The organism is Corynebacterium sp. c24Ua_83, assembly GCF_039907245.1.
Taxonomy (GTDB): Bacteria; Actinomycetota; Actinomycetes; order Mycobacteriales; family Mycobacteriaceae; genus Corynebacterium.
Window position 1 is genome coordinate 1 of record NZ_JASBOI010000012.1, and the last position, 15,814, is coordinate 15,814.

At 62.6% G+C, this 15,814-nt stretch carries 14 protein-coding genes and 3 tRNA genes; 12 read left to right on the forward strand and 5 right to left on the reverse strand.

What is annotated here, in order from left to right; genetic code table 11:
- Window position 1: 1 nt before the first annotated feature.
- A tRNA-Arg gene (locus QKE30_RS07900) sits at window positions 2-78 on the reverse strand.
- A 199-nt stretch (window positions 79-277) separates the two neighbouring features.
- On the opposite strand from QKE30_RS07900, the gene QKE30_RS07905 reads away from it, so the two are divergent.
- The 5 genes from QKE30_RS07905 to QKE30_RS07925 all read left to right on the forward strand — a co-directional run bounded on the left by QKE30_RS07905 (window position 278) and on the right by QKE30_RS07925 (window position 6,614).
- The gene (locus QKE30_RS07905; protein ID WP_347934532.1) at window positions 278-2,620 is read left to right on the forward strand and encodes a cytochrome c oxidase assembly protein; all 2,343 of its coding nucleotides are present in this window, start codon (window positions 278-280) and stop codon (window positions 2,618-2,620) included.
- 183 nt (window positions 2,621-2,803) lie between these two features.
- Window positions 2,804-3,319 carry a single-stranded DNA-binding protein gene (locus QKE30_RS07910; RefSeq protein WP_297667090.1) on the forward strand — a complete coding sequence of 172 codons (516 nt, stop codon included), beginning with the start codon at window positions 2,804-2,806 and terminating at the stop codon, window positions 3,317-3,319.
- Window positions 3,320-3,485: 166 nt separating this feature from the next.
- The gene (gene ettA / locus QKE30_RS07915; RefSeq protein WP_347934533.1) at window positions 3,486-5,156 is read left to right on the forward strand and encodes an energy-dependent translational throttle protein EttA; all 1,671 of its coding nucleotides are present in this window, start codon (window positions 3,486-3,488) and stop codon (window positions 5,154-5,156) included.
- A gap of 165 nt (window positions 5,157-5,321) precedes the next feature.
- The gene (locus QKE30_RS07920; protein WP_035005369.1) at window positions 5,322-5,804 is read left to right on the forward strand and encodes an acyl-CoA thioesterase; all 483 of its coding nucleotides are present in this window, start codon (window positions 5,322-5,324) and stop codon (window positions 5,802-5,804) included.
- A 195-nt stretch (window positions 5,805-5,999) separates the two neighbouring features.
- Window positions 6,000-6,614, forward strand: a complete 615-nt coding sequence (locus QKE30_RS07925; RefSeq protein WP_347934534.1) for a hypothetical protein — start codon at window positions 6,000-6,002, stop codon at window positions 6,612-6,614.
- Window positions 6,615-6,659: 45 nt separating this feature from the next.
- Here QKE30_RS07925 and QKE30_RS07930 read toward each other — a convergent pair whose 3' ends face one another.
- The 3 genes from QKE30_RS07930 to pepN all read right to left on the reverse strand — a co-directional run bounded on the left by QKE30_RS07930 (window position 6,660) and on the right by pepN (window position 10,604).
- Window positions 6,660-7,454: a TSUP family transporter gene (locus QKE30_RS07930; protein ID WP_347934535.1), complete on the reverse strand. Its 795-nt coding sequence runs from the start codon at window positions 7,452-7,454 to the stop codon at window positions 6,660-6,662.
- A 2-nt stretch (window positions 7,455-7,456) separates the two neighbouring features.
- A complete protein-coding gene (locus QKE30_RS07935) occupies window positions 7,457-7,846 on the reverse strand; it encodes a globin (protein WP_347934536.1) in 390 nt (129 codons plus the stop codon).
- 79 nt (window positions 7,847-7,925) lie between these two features.
- The gene (gene pepN / locus QKE30_RS07940; RefSeq protein WP_347934537.1) at window positions 7,926-10,604 is read right to left on the reverse strand and encodes an aminopeptidase N; all 2,679 of its coding nucleotides are present in this window, start codon (window positions 10,602-10,604) and stop codon (window positions 7,926-7,928) included.
- A gap of 42 nt (window positions 10,605-10,646) precedes the next feature.
- On the opposite strand from pepN, the gene QKE30_RS07945 reads away from it, so the two are divergent.
- Together QKE30_RS07945 and QKE30_RS07950 are read left to right on the forward strand one after the other, a co-directional pair.
- Window positions 10,647-11,309: a disulfide bond formation protein DsbA gene (locus tag QKE30_RS07945; protein WP_347934538.1), complete on the forward strand. Its 663-nt coding sequence runs from the start codon at window positions 10,647-10,649 to the stop codon at window positions 11,307-11,309.
- A 67-nt stretch (window positions 11,310-11,376) separates the two neighbouring features.
- A complete protein-coding gene (locus QKE30_RS07950) occupies window positions 11,377-11,850 on the forward strand; it encodes a ribose-5-phosphate isomerase (RefSeq protein WP_239201050.1) in 474 nt (157 codons plus the stop codon).
- Between the two features lie 34 nt (window positions 11,851-11,884).
- Here QKE30_RS07950 and QKE30_RS07955 read toward each other — a convergent pair whose 3' ends face one another.
- The gene (locus QKE30_RS07955) at window positions 11,885-12,121 is read right to left on the reverse strand and encodes a hypothetical protein (protein ID WP_239201051.1); all 237 of its coding nucleotides are present in this window, start codon (window positions 12,119-12,121) and stop codon (window positions 11,885-11,887) included.
- Window positions 12,122-12,303: 182 nt separating this feature from the next.
- On the opposite strand from QKE30_RS07955, the gene QKE30_RS07960 reads away from it, so the two are divergent.
- The 5 genes from QKE30_RS07960 to QKE30_RS07980 all read left to right on the forward strand — a co-directional run bounded on the left by QKE30_RS07960 (window position 12,304) and on the right by QKE30_RS07980 (window position 15,787).
- Window positions 12,304-12,378 (forward strand) — tRNA-Gly (locus QKE30_RS07960).
- Between the two features lie 123 nt (window positions 12,379-12,501).
- Window positions 12,502-12,575 (forward strand) — tRNA-Pro (locus QKE30_RS07965).
- Window positions 12,576-12,833: 258 nt separating this feature from the next.
- On the forward strand, window positions 12,834-14,381 hold the full coding sequence (gene tig / locus QKE30_RS07970) for a trigger factor (RefSeq protein ID WP_347934539.1): 1,548 nt from the start codon (window positions 12,834-12,836) through the stop codon (window positions 14,379-14,381).
- A gap of 206 nt (window positions 14,382-14,587) precedes the next feature.
- Window positions 14,588-15,154 (forward strand): ATP-dependent Clp protease proteolytic subunit, encoded by a 567-nt coding sequence (locus QKE30_RS07975; RefSeq protein ID WP_011273208.1) that lies wholly within the window; start codon window positions 14,588-14,590, stop codon window positions 15,152-15,154.
- A gap of 3 nt (window positions 15,155-15,157) precedes the next feature.
- Window positions 15,158-15,787 carry an ATP-dependent Clp protease proteolytic subunit gene (locus QKE30_RS07980; RefSeq protein WP_011273209.1) on the forward strand — a complete coding sequence of 210 codons (630 nt, stop codon included), beginning with the start codon at window positions 15,158-15,160 and terminating at the stop codon, window positions 15,785-15,787.
- The last annotated feature ends 27 nt before the right edge of the window (window positions 15,788-15,814 follow it).

The following is a 15,814-nucleotide window of genomic DNA, read 5'->3' on the forward strand; positions in this document are numbered from 1 at the left end:
ATGGCGCCCCCGGCAGGACTCGAACCCGCGACACATGGGGTAGAAACCCACTGCTCTAATCCACTGAGCTACGGAGGCATACGAGTAGATGATAATGCACGCGCACGTGCGCTGAATTTGCGGGGCAGCCATACCGTAAGCGTGGCGCAGTCACGCAGGTCGGTGCCGGGGTATCGTGGCACCGATCTGCGGCCAAAATGCGCCACCACTGTGACGCAACGAACATCACAAAACCAGGAAGTTCACCCTGTCCGGAGCGGAGGGTAAGGTTCCAAACATGTCCTCCCAGGCAGATCAGGAAGCTAAGCAAGCAGCGCAAGCCAAGTCCGCGCAGGCGAAGCAGGCGGAAACCACAGCGAAGCCCGCGCAAGCGGAAGCGCAAACCCCCACCCAGCCCGCGAAGCTGGGCAACCCCGGCCTCGTGTACCTCATCGGCGCCCTCGTCGCCGGGTGTTTCGGCGCGGCCATCGGCTACTCCTTCCTCGGCGAATCGCTCGCCCTGCTGGGCATCCCGGACCCCGGCCCGCTGACCACCATCGGCCTGCCCTTCGTCCGCGGCGCGGCGATCTTCATCGGCTGCCTGGGCCTTGGCGGGTTCCTGATGTCCGCCTTCGGCACGCCCCCGGACAAGCAGGGCTATCTCACGCTCGACGGCTTCCGTGCCGCCCGCACGGGCACCTGGGGGATGATCGGCTTCGCGCTCCTGGCGATCTTGCTGATCCCCATGTACATGTCGGACATCTCCGGCAGCCCCCTCACAGAGGTTCTTAAGCCCGAGTACTGGGGGATTGCACTGGATCAGGTGTCGGCGTCAAAGGCTTGGCTCTGGGTTGCCATTTTCGCTGGCGCGGCCGGTGGGTTGTCGCTGCTCACGCGGAAGTGGATCTGGCAGCCGATCTTCCTGGCGCTGTCGGTTCTTTCGCTGGTTCCGCTGGCCCTGGAGGGGCACTCCGCGGCGGGCGGTAACCACGACTACGGCGTGAACTCGCTGCTCTGGCACATCATCTGCGTATCGCTGTGGGTGGGTGGCCTGCTGGCTCTGCTGGCGCACGCGAAGCGCCGCGGCCCGCACCTGGCCCTCATCGTCCAGCGTTACAGCACCCTGGCGCTGTTCTGCATCATCGCCGTCGCGATCTCCGGTTTCATCAATGCACTGCTGCGTGTCCACCTGGACGAGCTCTTCACCACCCAGTACGGCCTGGTCATCGTCGCAAAAATGGTCATGACGTTGCTCCTGGCCTGGTTCGGTTGGGAGCAGCGCTCCCGCATCATCCCGAAGCTGCGCGAAGGCGAGGGCGAAAGCGGTAAAACCACCAACGCTCAGCGCAAGCCGTTCATCCGCTTCGCGGCCCTGGAAATCTTCATCATGGCCGCCACCATCGGCATCGCCGTCTCCCTGGGCCGCATCCCGCCACCCATCGAGCAGATCGTGGACCTCACTCCGCAGGACATACTGCTGGGCTATACCCTCACCGAGCCGCCGAGTATCGGGCGCTACTTCACCATGTTCCGCCTGGACCTTGTTTTCGGCGTGGGCGCGATCCTCCTGCAGGCCGGCTACATGTGGGCCTGGCTGAGCATCCGGAAGCGTGGCATCGAGTGGCCCATCCAGCGCCTGATCTGGTGGACCGCCGGCAACGTCACCCTGCTGTTCGCCACCAGCTCCGGCCTTGGCATGTACTCCATGGCGATGTTCGGCCCACACATGCTGCAGCACGTGATTCTCTCCATGGCCGTGCCCGTGTTCTGGGTTCTTGGCGGCCCCATGACGCTCCTGCTGCGCGCCCTGCCTGCCGCCGGTCGAAACGGCGTGGCGGGCCCGCGCGAATGGTTGGTCGTGTTCATCAACAACCCGTTCTCGCGCTTCCTGACGCACCCAATCGTCGCCGGAACGCAGTTCGTTGTTGGTTTCTATTACCTCTATCTTTCGCCACTTTTTGACGCCATCGCGGGTGAGCACGCCGGCCACCTGTTTATGATGCTGCACTTCATCATCTCGGGATACATCTTCTATTGGGTGATCATCGGCGTGGATGCCGCACCGCGGAACCTCTCGCCGTTTATCAAGATGCTGACGCTGTTTGCGATGGTGACTTTCCACGCATGGTTCGGTATCGCGATGATGCAGATCTCCGAGCCGCTGAACGCGGAGTTTTATAACCAGTTGGACTTCCCATTCCCAGTGGACCTGGACCACCAGCAGTACCTGGGCGGCAGCATCACCTGGGCTCTGGGCGAAATTCCGCTGCTGGTGGTTTCCATCGCCCACGGATTCCAATGGCTGCGCTCCGACCGGCGCGAAGCTAAGCGCTTCGACCGCCGTGAAGAACGCACTGGTGACGAAGAACTGGAGGCATACAACGCGATGCTGGCTGGACTTTCCAGCGGGCAGATCGATACTGGCAACCGCGCGTACTACGGCGATGATTACCACGACCAGGACGTTCAGAGCTCCCTGCACTCGGCCAAGCACAAATCGCAGCACAAGGCCCAACACAGGGGCCAGAGCCAAGCCCAGCGCCAGACTCAGAACCAAGGCCAGAATCAAGGCGAGAACCGGGCCGAAAGCAAGGCCGAAACCAAAGCCGAGAACAAGCAAGTCCGCCGAACGTCGGACTAACGCACACCCCGCCTCAAACTGTCAACCCCCTTCTTTCCAGCCTGTGGAAAAGCGCCTTTGATGGGCGGAGTTGTCCACAGGGTGGCGTCACGAAGAAAAAGAAAAACCCCGAAACGCGCTAACAATAAAGCCACGCGCCGGGGAACAAGCTTCGGTGCGAAAACAAGGAAGGGGACAAGTCAGATGAGCAACAATCTGGCGCAGGCATATCTGGTGGGGAACGCGGTTGACCACCCGCAGATTCGGATCAAGGGGCTGGACGGCGGGCCCACACTCACCACGTTCCGCGTGGCGATGAACCACCGCTACCAAGGCGCGGACGGGCAGTGGAAGGACGGCGACCCGTGCTACATGGAAGTGCAGTGCTGGGGAGCACTGGGCGATAACGTCAGCGCGACGGTGTGCAAGGGAATGTCCGTGATCGTCGTCGGACGCATCGTGCAAAGCACGTGGGAAGCCAACGGCGAAGACGGCAAGTCCGTGACCCGCAGCGTGCTGCGCGTGCGCGCCACCCACGTGGGTCCGGACCTGAGCGCGCGAAACGTGTTGGTGAACGTGCGCAAGGCCGTGGAGCAAAACGCACAGCAGAACACAGCACAGGTCGCGGAGCCGGGTGCGGCGCCAAACTCCAGCGGCTCGCCGGAGCTGGTGGGAGTCGGCGCAGGCGTCCAGGAAGAGGAAGTGGAACCTGCGTTCTAAGCGCTAGTCTCAGCGCTAATCCAAGCGCATAATGGGCGCTAAACGGTGAGGTCGACCTGGGTGGCTCGGGGGAGTAGCCCAGGTCGGCCTTCGCACGGTGGCACCACGTACACTGGGTGGGCGAATACATTGGGACACTAACCACGAAAGGTCAAAAGAGTTCACCGTGGGCGAGTTCATTTACACCATGAAGAACGTGCGCAAGGCGCACGGCGACAAAGTCATCCTGGATAACGTCACGATGGCGTTCTACCCCGGCGCCAAGATCGGCGTGGTGGGCCCGAACGGTGCAGGTAAGTCCTCCATCCTGAAGATCATGGCTGGCATTGACCAGCCCTCCAACGGCGAGGCTTTCCTGGACCCCGGCGCAACCGTCGGCATCCTGCTGCAGGAGCCGCCGCTGAACGAGGAAAAGACCGTTCGCCAGAACGTCGAAGAGGGCATGGGCGAGATCTTCCAGATCCGCCAGCGCTACGAAGAGATCGCCGAAGAAATGGCCACCAACTACACCGACGAGTTGATGGAAGAGATGACGACTCTGCAGGAGAAGATCGACGCTGCAGATGCGTGGGAGCTGGACTCCAAGATCGAACAGGCCATGGAAGCCCTGCGTTGCCCGCCGTCCGATGAGCCGGTGACCCATCTTTCCGGTGGTGAGCGCCGCCGCGTGGCCCTGGCGAAGCTGCTGCTTTCCGAGCCGGACCTGCTGCTGCTCGACGAGCCCACTAACCACCTGGACGCCGAGTCCGTGCTGTGGCTGGAGCAGCACCTGAAGGACTACAAGGGCGCCGTCTTGGCCGTCACCCACGACCGCTACTTCCTGGACCACGTCGCCGGCTGGATCTGTGAGGTCGACCGCGGCAAGCTGTACCCCTACGAGGGCAACTACTCCACCTACCTGGAGACGAAGGCCAAGCGCCTGGAAGTCGCCGGTAAGAAGGACGCGAAGCTGCAGAAGCGACTCAAGGAAGAACTGCAGTGGGTCCGCTCCGGTGCGAAGGCTCGCCAGGCGAAGAACAAGGCCCGTCTGCAGCGCTATGAGGAGATGGCTGCCGAGGCGGAGAAGTACAAGAAGCTGGACTTCGAAGAGATCCAGATTCCAACCCCGCCGCGTCTGGGCAACCAGGTGGTCGAGGTCAAGGATCTGAACAAGGGATTCGACGGTCGCACCCTGATCAAGGACCTGTCGTTCACCCTGCCGCGCAACGGCATCGTGGGCGTCATCGGTCCGAACGGTGTGGGTAAGACCACCCTGTTTAAGACCATCGTTGGCCTGGAAGAGCCGGATTCTGGCGAGGTGAAGGTCGGCTCTACTGTTCAGTTGAGCTACGTAGACCAGAACCGCGAGAACATCGACCCGGAGCAGACTGTCTGGGAGGTAGTCTCCGACGGCCTGGATTACATCCACGTCGGCCAGAACGAAATGCCTTCCCGCGCGTACCTGTCCGCGTTCGGCTTCAAGGGCCCGGACCAGCAGAAGCCTTCCAAGGTGCTGTCCGGTGGTGAGCGCAACCGCCTGAACCTGGCGCTGACGCTGAAGCAGGGCGGCAACCTGATCCTGCTGGATGAGCCGACAAACGACCTGGACGTTGAGACCCTGTCCTCCCTGGAGAACGCTCTGCAGCAGTTCCCGGGCTGTGCCGTGGTCATCTCGCACGACCGCTGGTTCCTGGACCGCACCTGTACCCACATCCTGGCTTGGGAGGGCAACGTTGCCGAAGGCCAGTGGTACTGGTTCGAGGGCAACTTCGAGGACTACGAGAAGAACAAGGTGGAGCGCCTCGGCCCGGAAGCTGCACGTCCGCACCGCGTGACGCACCGCAAGCTGACCCGCTAGTCGGGAAGCACGCTAAAGCAGCTCGGCGGCGCAGGCTAACTAAATGGCCTGCGCCGCCTTTCTCGCTTAAACCGTGTAACAACGTGAACCTGTGTGAACGATGTGGCAGTATTGGTTCACGAAACAAAAGTTATCTGTGAGGCTTTAAGCGAGGTTTGAAACGCAATGCCCTTCATCGAACACGAGGCCACCGGAACTCGCTGGCACACTTGCCACCGCGAGCTCCGCTGGTCCGACTTCGACCAATACCAGCACGTCAATAACGCCAAGTATCTGGAATTCGGCCAGGACGCGCGGATGGTCTTCCTCAAAGACGTGCTGATGGAAATGGACATTGCTGTTCCTCCGATGTTCGCGCGCCACACCACCATCGACTATCCATTCCCGCTGTCGCCGGGGGAGTCGGAAGTGGCCGTAGCCTCCTACTTCATCGACGTCGGGCGCAAATCCTGCACCATGCGCCAGGTTGTCCAAGACTCCGTCGGGCGGATCACCTGCACCATCGACGCGGTTATGGTGGGTATCGACGTGATGACCGGTAAGTCCCGCGAGTGGAGCGAGCAGGACATCGACAACATCAACCAGTTCTTGATTCCGGAGGACCACGAGGTGGTCACTGACCGCGCCACCACTGCCGCGCGCTTCTAATCCGAGCCGGATAACTGGCGCGCCTTCAACTTCCGTGCTGACCCGCTGACCCGCAAGCGCCCAGCCCACGCGAGCTTCAGCCTTGGGGAGGGCTAAGGTGGGGGAACTATGGGCGTCACAATCGATCTACAGGGAACAATTGATTCGCGATCCGCGACCGCGGCCGTGAGTGCTATGCGGCGCGCGGGAGCGGTAATGAAGCGTGCGCTGGTGATGGATCCGGGTGCGCTGGTGCGGTTGAGCGCTGTGGGGGAGCGGTCGACGGATCTTTTTATTTCGACGCCCCTAGGCTGCGTTGCTTCCGTGCGAGTGCCCGGACAGGTAGGCGGCGCCGGCACGGTGGCATACGCCAGCGACGCACTGGAGGCGATCGTCGCGTTTGAACCCGGCCAGCAAGCCCTCGACCTGGGCGCGGACATGGATCTGATGTGGGTGGGCTCGCCGCCTCCGCAGCAGGGCTTCGAGCTGATTGACACGGTTCCGGGGGACGTGGTGCGCGGCTTGCACGCGGATATGGCCTCGGAAAATGAGGCAAACTCCGGGCCGATGGGCATCGCGCGCAGCTTGCTAGAACAGCAGGTTCTCACAGTGCAGCGCGGTAATGACGCCACCGCCTCTGTCGCACTGGAGGGGCGAACCATCGCGGCACTTGGCGGCCTGCGGCTGGTTCCGGAGCCGGGGGAGAAACTGCGGGACTATGACTATGTGCGCGTGAGCGCCAGCGGATCGTGGATTCGGGTGGATGCGCTGGTCGGCAGCGTGTACGCGCCACGCCCCGGTGGGCTGGCGCGGGTGCCCGGGCCACGCTAGAGGTTTGGGGAGCCGCCGCACGCGGGCCGCTGCGACGTGAGCGATTTAGGAACCGGCGTACATGTCGTAGCCCAACTTGGTGCTCATGACCACGACAACGACGAGCAGCGCGATGCGGACAAAGCCGGTTCCCTTGGAAAGTACCAGGCGCGCCCCAATTTGCGCTCCCGCCACATTGAAGACCGCCAGGCCGAGGCCCAGCAGCCAAAGCACGTGACCGCCGATGGCGAACACGGTTAGCGCGCCCAGGTTCGTGGCGATGTTGATGACCTTCGCCAGTGCGGCGGATTCCACGAAGGACCTGCTAAGAAGCGCGGTGAAAACGATAATGAGAAACGTGCCCGTACCCGGACCGAAGAAGCCGTCGTAAGTGGCGATAGCTCCCACCGCGAACAGCGCGATGAGCCAACGGCGACGGCTCTGCGATGGAGCGCGTTGGGGTGTGCCAAAGCTGGGTTTGAGGGCGACATACGTGCCAACCGCAAGCAAGAGAACAATCACCAGAGGTCGCAGAACCTCGGAGCTGAGCGCTGCTACCAGCAGCGCACCAGAGGCCGAGCAGGCGAAAGCCAGCGGAACCCCATAGGCCACCAGGCGCCGATCGATCTTTTGGCGAATATCAGAGGATCGGAGCATGCGCGTGGCAGCCGAAGAAGTGCCAAAAACCGCCGCGAGTTTGTTCGTCGCCATTGCCGAGGCTTCGGGGGTCGCGGGTGCGACGATCAAAATGAGGGGGATGAGGACGAGGCCACCGCCGCCGACGATGGCATCAATCAGACCAGCGACGAAGGATCCCACTGCGAGGACTGAAAACGCCTCGACTGAAAGGTCGGCTAACACCGTTAGAACTGATCGGGGGTGTTGACCAGCATGTGTGCGACCCGTTCCATGTGCTCCCACATGGCCGCACGGTGTGCGTCGGGGAGCTGTTCCTTGTCGATGGTGGCCATGGCGTTACCCATGAGCTCTAGCCAGCGGTCGCGGGCGGCCGTATCGATGCGGAAGGGGGCGTGGCGCATCCGCAGGCGCGGGTGGCCGCGGCGAGCGTCGAATTCCGCAGGGCCGCCCCAGTACTGCACCAGGAACCAGCGCAGTCGATCCTCGGCGCCTTCGAAATCCTGTTCCGGGTACATCGGCGCGAGGATATCGTCGGTGCGAACCTGGCGATAGAACTCGTGCACGATGGCGCGGAAGGTCTCTTCGCCAACAGCGTCGTAGAAGCTAGAAGTCATGCCTCCAACCATATCTGTTCTGTTAATGCGGGCGGGGCAGGTTGGGCGCGGCCACGGCCGTAGGGACGCAGCCGGGCGGCTACTTTCCCGCCGCGTCGAATGCGCGGGCAGCCTTGGCGCGCGCTACCCGGTCGCGCCCCTCGGAGAGCACGCGTCGCAGGCCACTTGGGGTGTCCTCTGCCTTCACCAGTTCGGCGATGGCGGCATCCGTGGCGTCGCTGTGATCCCAGGAGGGGTAGATGCCCTCCAGGGTACGCAGAGCCATCTCCGAGTTCAGGGACTTCCACCACTCCACGGCGTGGGCAACGTAATCGGCGCTGAATTGCTGCAACAAGTCGGCGTGGCCGACGTGTACCAGGCCTGCGTTGCGGTGGCGCAGGCTCAGGTTGCTTTGCTGCGGGGCCTCCACGGTCAGGGCGCGCCAGACCTGCTGCTTGGTCTGCTCATCCGGCACGGAGGAGCGCGCCTGCAGTGCCAATGCCGCTCCGCTGGAGGACTTGTCCTGGGCCTCCTCGGCGGCAATGCGTGCTTCCACCTGCTCGGCGGTTTCGCCGGTGGCGCGAGCCGCGGCGGTCAGCGCAATGATGATCGCCCAGCGCAGGTCCTGATCCACGTCCAGTCCTGGGATCACCTCGGCGGCGTCAACCTCGCCCAACAGCGCGCGCAGCACGCCTGCGGACTCCGCAGAGTGCACGCAGCCCACGTAGGCGCGGATGAACGCCAGCTGAGCCGGGCCTTCGGTCTCGCGCGCTGCAGCAAGGAAGGCCTCGCGCAGCTGCGCCCAGCTCTGGTCCGCCCAGTCCGGGTCTGCGTAGTTTGCAGCCGCCGCGCGGGCCTGGGCCAGAATCTGCTCCAGCACTGCCAGCTCGGTTTCCTCAGCCGCGCCGCCGGCAACCAGGCCGATAAAGTCGCGCGCCCGCATCTGCGCGTTGCGGGTCATCTGCCACGCCGCGGACCACACCAGGGCACGCGCCATCGGATCTGTGATGCGCACGATGTTCGGCTTGCCGGCTCCAGCTCCGTCGCTATCACTGTCGCCGACCGCAGTTGCCAGGGATCCCTCATCCAGCGCCATGTTTCCGTAGGCCAGATCGTCGTCGTTGACCAGCACCAGGTCGCCAGCGGGCACGCCCGCCAGCTCCGGAACTTCGGTCCGCTCGCCGGAAATATCCAGCTCAACGCGCTTGGTGCGCTTCAACACATCTCCGTCAAAGCCATACACGCCCACGGCAATGCGGTGGGTGCGGGTCTCGCCTGCGCCAGGCTGCGCGCCGGACTGCTCCACCGCGAAGGAAGTGTAAGCCCCGTCGTTTACCTCAAAGACCGGAGTCAGGGTGTTGATGCCCGTCGTGCGCAGCCACTGGTCCGACCAGTCGGAAAGGTCGCGCCCCGAAGCCTTCTCCAGCGCCCCCAACAGGTCCGCGAACGTTGCGTTATCCCAGGCGTGTGCCGCGAAGTGCGCGCGGATGCCCGCGAAGAACTCCTCCAGCCCCACGTAGGCCGCCAGCTGCTTCAGCACGCTTGCGCCCTTGGCGTAGGTAATGCCGTCGAAGTTCGCCTCCACCGTCTCGATGTCGCCCGCGTCGGAGAACACCGGGTGGGTGGAGGACAGCTGATCCTGCGCATACGCCCACGCCTTCTCCTTGCTGTTGAAGGTCACCCACGCAGTGTCGTACTTCGTGGCCCCCGCCTGGCTCATGGCGGCTGACCAGGTGGCGAAGGATTCGTTCAGCCACAGGTCGTCCCACCACTTCATCGTCACCAGGTCGCCGAACCACATGTGCGCCAGCTCGTGCAGGATCGTATCCGCACGGCGTTCGTACTGGTAGTGGCTGGCCGCGGAGCGGAAGACGTACTCGTCGCGGATCGTCACCGCACCCGCGTTCTCCATGGCACCCATGTTGTATTCGGGGCAGAAGATCTGGTCGTACTTGTAGAACGGGTAGCCGATGCCGAACTTATCCGCGTAGTAGTCGAAGCCCTGCTTGGTCACCTCGAACAGCTCGTCGGCATCCAGGTTCTCCGCCAGCGACTGGCGGCAGTACAGCGCCAGCGGCACACGCATCTCCCCGCTGGTCTGCAGGTTCTTTTCCTTCGCCGCCGCGGACTCGGGGTGCTCGGTGATCGTGCCGCGCCACTCGTCGCGCACCACGTGCCACGGGCCTACGCAGAACGCAATGAGGTAGGTCGACAGCAGGTAATCCACGGTCGCACTGTGCTTTTTCTTATTGACGCCCTCAGCCTCCGCCACGGAAACCTCATTGTTCGTCACCACGGTCCACTCGGCTGGCGTGGTGAGCTCAACGTCATAGGTCGCCTTGATGTCCGGCTGGTCGAAGCAGGCGAAGACCCGCTTGGCGTCCGCCGTCTCGAACTGGGTGTACATGTAGGCCTGGTCGTCGCTGGGGTCGAAGAAGCGGTGCAGACCCTGGCCCGTGGTGGAGTACGGAATTTCCGCCTCCACCAGCAGCTCATGCTGGCCACTAGACAGGCCTTCGAGCGGTATGCCCGTAGTGGCGTCATAAGTAAAGTCCCCAAGCTCAGCGCCATCGAGCTCCACCCGCGACAGCGAGTCCGCACGCAGGTCCAGGAAGGTCGATCCAGTGCCGGAGGTGAAGGTGATGCGGGTCAGCGAGCGGAAGTGCTTGTTCTCGGGCTTCTCGCCGCCGGAAAGATCCAGCTGGATGGTGTAGTGAACATCGCTGATGAGGCTAGCGCGATGCTCGGCCTCGGTACGGGTTAGGTTGATGGAAGTCATGCAGACCACCCTAGTAGGCGCGCCGGACAGGGTTCCCGCGCCATGGCTAGAGTGGGGAACATGACCGATACAAAGAACCAGACCGTAACCATGTTCTTCGACGCCATCTGCCCCTTCGCCTGGGTAACCAGCCGCTGGCTGATGGAGGTCCAGGAGGTTCGCGACGTGGAGGTGAAGTTCCAGCCGATGAGCCTCTCCGTCCTGAACGAGGGGCGCGACCTGGACCCTGACTACCGCGAGAAGATGGATGCCGCGTGGGCGCCGGCGCGCGTGGCCACCGCAATTTGGCAGCAGCACCCGGAGAAGCTCTCCGCCTGGTACACCGCCATCGGCACCAAGATCCACAACGAGGAGCGTGCCGATGCAACCGATCCGCACGGCTACGACGAACTGATCGCCGAGGCTCTGGAAGAGGCTGAGCTGCCCGCCGAGCTGTCCAAGGTGGGCCACCTGGCTGCCGACGATGAAGACTCCGTTGACGCGCCGCTGCGCGAATCCCAGGACAAGGCGATCGAGTTGGTGGGCGACGAGGTCGGCACCCCGGTCGTGCAGCTGGGCGACGTGGCCTTCTTCGGGCCGGTCATCACCCGCATCCCGCGCGGGGAAGAGGCAGGCAAGATGTTCGATGCCTCCGTGACCCTGGCGGCGAACCCGCACTTCTTCGAGCTGAAGCGTTCCCGCACCGAAGCGCCGGTCGCGGAGTAAGGCATCCGCGGTAGAACACTTGCGGAGTAGCGCCCGCCGGCAGCCGGCAACCGGCTAGACTGGCAGCATGCGTATTTACCTAGGTGCAGATCATGCCGGTTTTGAGATGAAGAACGTGATCAAGGATCACTTGACCTCCAGGGGCTTCGAGGTTGTGGACTGTGGCGCCCACACCTACGACGCGAACGACGACTACCCGGCGTTCTGCATCGCAGCGGCCAAGTCCGTGGTGGAAGACGAGGGCTCGCTGGGCATCGTGCTCGGCGGTTCCGGCAACGGCGAGCAGATCGCTGCCAACAAGGTTCCGGGCGCCCGCTGTGCGCTGGCGTGGTCCGTGGAGACCGCAAAGCTGGCCCGTGAACACAACAACGCCCAGCTGATCGGGCTGGGCGGTCGTATGCACTCCGAGGAGGAGGCGCTGGCGATTGTCGATGCTTTCGTCACCCAGCCGTGGTCCGAGGCAGAGCGCCACCAGCGCCGCATCGACATCCTGGCTGAGTACGAGCGCACGGGCGAGGCCCCCGCTCTGCCGGAGAGCTAAAGAATTACTTCTCCTCGAGATCCACTCGCGAGGTCTACTTCTGCGCGGTGGTGCCCGACGAGGTCGGGGCGCCATCGCGTTTTTGCTGCCATTCCTTGACCACGTTGGAATCCCATAGGGTCAGCCCGTTGTACTTGGCCACTGGCCGGGGCGCGCGACCGCGGCCTGCATAGCTGGTGAAGGTGCCACGAGCTGTGCCGGAGTACTCAGCGCACTGTGATGCGGTCCAGAGCTCCGTGCCGGTGTTTTTGTCGACGATAATTGGTTCCATAAAACTAGAATGTACCGCCGATAAGTAACCCATACAATTAGCATCGCGCATTTGCTACACCTGCATACCCCCGCAACCATGCAGGTTGTAGGCTATTTCTGCTAGCAGTGCTGGGGCGATTTTGCTGGATAGCGGGGTGTATGGTGTAACATCGCACAACGTAACGGAAGCTAGCTTCCAATGGGAATGTCGTATAGTGGCTAATACCTCAGCCTTCCAAGCTGAAGACGCGGGTTCGATTCCCGTCATTCCCTCCAATCTTTTTAGGCAGTTCCCCCGAGCGCAGGCGAGCGCAACGACGGGGGAGCTGCCGTTTTGTATTTCCAGGTAGCCAGCCAGTAAAGTAGCGGGCGCAACGTCCCTTCGGGGCATGCAAAGATCGGGATATGGCGCAGTTTGGTAGCGCACTCGCTTTGGGAGCGAGGGGTCGCAGGTTCAAATCCTGTTATCCCGACATTTTTTATCTTCGCCCTTTTTCTTTGTGACGCCACCCTGCGGTTCGTCGCATTGAAAAGGTGAAATGGGGGTTCGCAGTTCGGATCGGTGGGGGATTCGGTGATCCGCTTCGTAGCCAGGGAGCCTGAAAACCACACCCCAGCGTGATGCGCCTGGCGATGGTTCTATAAAATTGAGCACCGACCGTAAAAGCGCTGCGAGATGAACGAGAGACCGCGGTGCCAAAGAAGCTATTAATACACAGGAGTGTGCATTCGTGAAGAGCTCTGTAGAAAAGCTGAGCGCCACCCGCACCAAGCTGACGATTGAGGTTCCATTCGAGGAGCTTAAGCCAGAGTTCGACAAGGCCTACGCAACCCTCGCGCAGCAGGTAAACATGCCGGGCTTCCGCAAGGGCAAGGTTCCGGCGAAGATTCTGGAAGCTCGCCTGGGCCGTGGCGTTGTCCTGGATCAGGTCATCAACGAGATGCTGCCTTCTCGTTACAGTCAGGCTGTCGAGGAGAACGACGTGAAGGCCCTCGGCCAGCCGGAGATTGAGATCTCCGAGCTGGAGGATGGCAAGCACATCACCTTCACTGCAGAGGTCGACGTTCGCCCAGAGATCGAGGTTCCGGACTTCTCCGCCATCTCCGTTGAGGTTGCGCCGCTGAAGGCTGACGACGAGGCCATCGACGCAGAGCTGAAGAACCTGCAGGCTCGCTTCGGCACCCTGAAGCCGGCTGACCGCGCGGTGAAGAAGGGCGACTTCGTCTCCATCGACCTGTCCGCCACCATCGACGGCGAGACTGTCGACGAGGCCACCACCGAGGGCCTGTCCCACGAGGTCGGCAACGATTCCCTCATCGAGGGACTGGATGACGCGCTGGTCGGCATGAAGGAGGGCGAGGAGTCCACCTTCACCTCCAAGCTGGTTGCCGGCGAGCACGCCGACGAAGAGGCTGAGGTTACCGTCAAGCTCGGTTCCGTCAAGGAGCGCGAGCTGCCGGAGTTGGACGACGACTTCGCACAGCTGGCTAGCGAGTTCGACACCCTGGACGAGCTGAAGGAGTCCCTGAAGGGTCAGGTCGAGCAGCAGCTGAAGAACACCCAGGCCGGCGAGATCCGCGACAAGGTTCTGGCCGAGGCTCTGGAGCAGACCGAGTTTGAGCTCCCGGAGGGTGTTGTCAAGGAGCAGGTCGACGCACAGATCCAGCAGATCATCCAGCAGTTCGGTGGCGACGAGAAGGTCTTCGAGTCCATGCTGGCTGCCCAGGGCATGACGCGCGAGAAGTTCGAAGAGGATGCACGCAGCTCCGCTGAGGATTCCGTGCGCACCCAGCTGTTCCTGGACGCAGTTGCGGACAAGGAGCAGCCGGAGGTTTCTCAGGAAGAGCTGATGGATCACATCGCCTTCACTGCAAACCAGTACGGCATGGATCCGAACCAGTTCATCATGCAGCTACAGCAGGCCGGCCAGCTGGGCAGCCTGTTCGCTGACGTCCGCCGCGGCAAGGCTCTGGCGCTGAACATCGCCCGTACCTCTGTGAAGGACACCGACGGCGCAGATGTTGATCCGAAGGAGTACTTCGGTGACGTTGAGGCCGAGGCTGAGAAGGCCGACAAGGCTGAGGCTGACAAGGCGGATAAGGCCGAGGAGAAGCCGAAGAAAGCTCCTGCCAAGAAGTCCACCGCGAAGAAGTCGACTGCCAAGAAGGGCACGGCCAAGAAGTCCACTGCGAAGAAGAGCACGGCCAAGAAGTCGACCGTGAAGAAGTCCACTGCCAAGAAGACCACCAAGAAGGCAGCGGAGAAGAAGGAAGACTAAGAGTTTTCCCTGACCGCCGGGACCTCTACGCGAGGTTCTGGCGGTTTTCTTTTTGCCCCGCCAGTCCCGTACCCGCTCCGGTGCGCAGCCACACCGTGCGCTGACAGCGAACAACCCCACCGGAAGGCACGCTTTACCGACGGGTGTGACTAGGCTGGGGCGCATACAAAAGTGAACTTTCGTAATACTTTCGGCAAGGAGCGAAGTTGAGTTCGGAAACCCCAAACCATAGAGACTCAGTCTACGAGCGCCTGCTGCGCGAGCGAATCATCTTCCTGGGCAGCCAGGTGGACGATGAAATCGCCAACGAGCTGTGCGCCCAGATTCTGCTGCTGTCCGCAGAGGATCCGACGCGCGACATCAGCCTGTACATCAACTCTCCCGGTGGCTCCGTCACCGCGGGTATGGCGATCTACGACACGATGAAGTATGCGCCGTGTGACATCGCTACTTACGGGATGGGCCTGGCGGCGTCCATGGGCCAGTTCCTGCTTTCCGCAGGCACAAAGGGTAAGCGCTACGCCCTGCCGCACGCCCGCATCATGATGCACCAGCCGTCCGCAGGCGTGGGCGGCACCGCCGCCGACATCGCCATCCAGGCGGAGCAGTTCGCCTACACCAAGCGGGAAATGGCGGAGCTGATCGCGGAGTTCACCGGCCAGACCGTTGAGCAGATCACCAAGGATTCCGATCGCGACCGTTGGTTCACTGCCCAGCAGGCCAAGGAATACGGTTTCGTCGACCACGTCATCACCTCTGCGAAGGAGAGCTAAGACATGTCAGAGATGCAGATGCCAGAAATGCGATACATCCTGCCGTCGTTCGTGGAGCACTCCAGCTACGGCGCGAAGGAATCCAACCCGTACAACAAGCTGTTCGAGGAGCGCATCATCTTCCTGGGCACCCAGGTGGACGACGCTTCCGCCAACGACATCATGGCGCAGCTGCTGGTGCTGGAGGGGCTGGACCCGGACCGGGACATCACGATGTACATCAACTCTCCCGGCGGTTCCTTCACCAGCCTGATGGCGATCTACGACACGATGCAGTACGTCCGCCCGGACGTGCAGACCGTGTGCCTCGGCCAGGCCGCCAGCGCCGCTGCCGTGCTGCTGGCCGCCGGTACCCCGGGCAAGCGCGCTGCTCTACCGAACGCCCGCGTGCTGATCCACCAGCCCGCCACCGGCGGTGTGCAGGGCCAGGTTTCCGACCTGGAGATCCAGGCCAAGGAGATCGAGCGCATGCGCAAGCTGATGGAGGAGACCCTGGCGCGCCACACCGGCAAGTCCGCCGAGCAGGTACGCATCGACACCGACCGTGACAAGATCCTGACGGCCGAGGAGGCCAAGGAGTACGGCATCGTCGACCAGGTCTTCGACTACCGCAAGTTGTCGGCGCAGAACTAGCGCCCGGCAAACACTAGCGACCCGCGG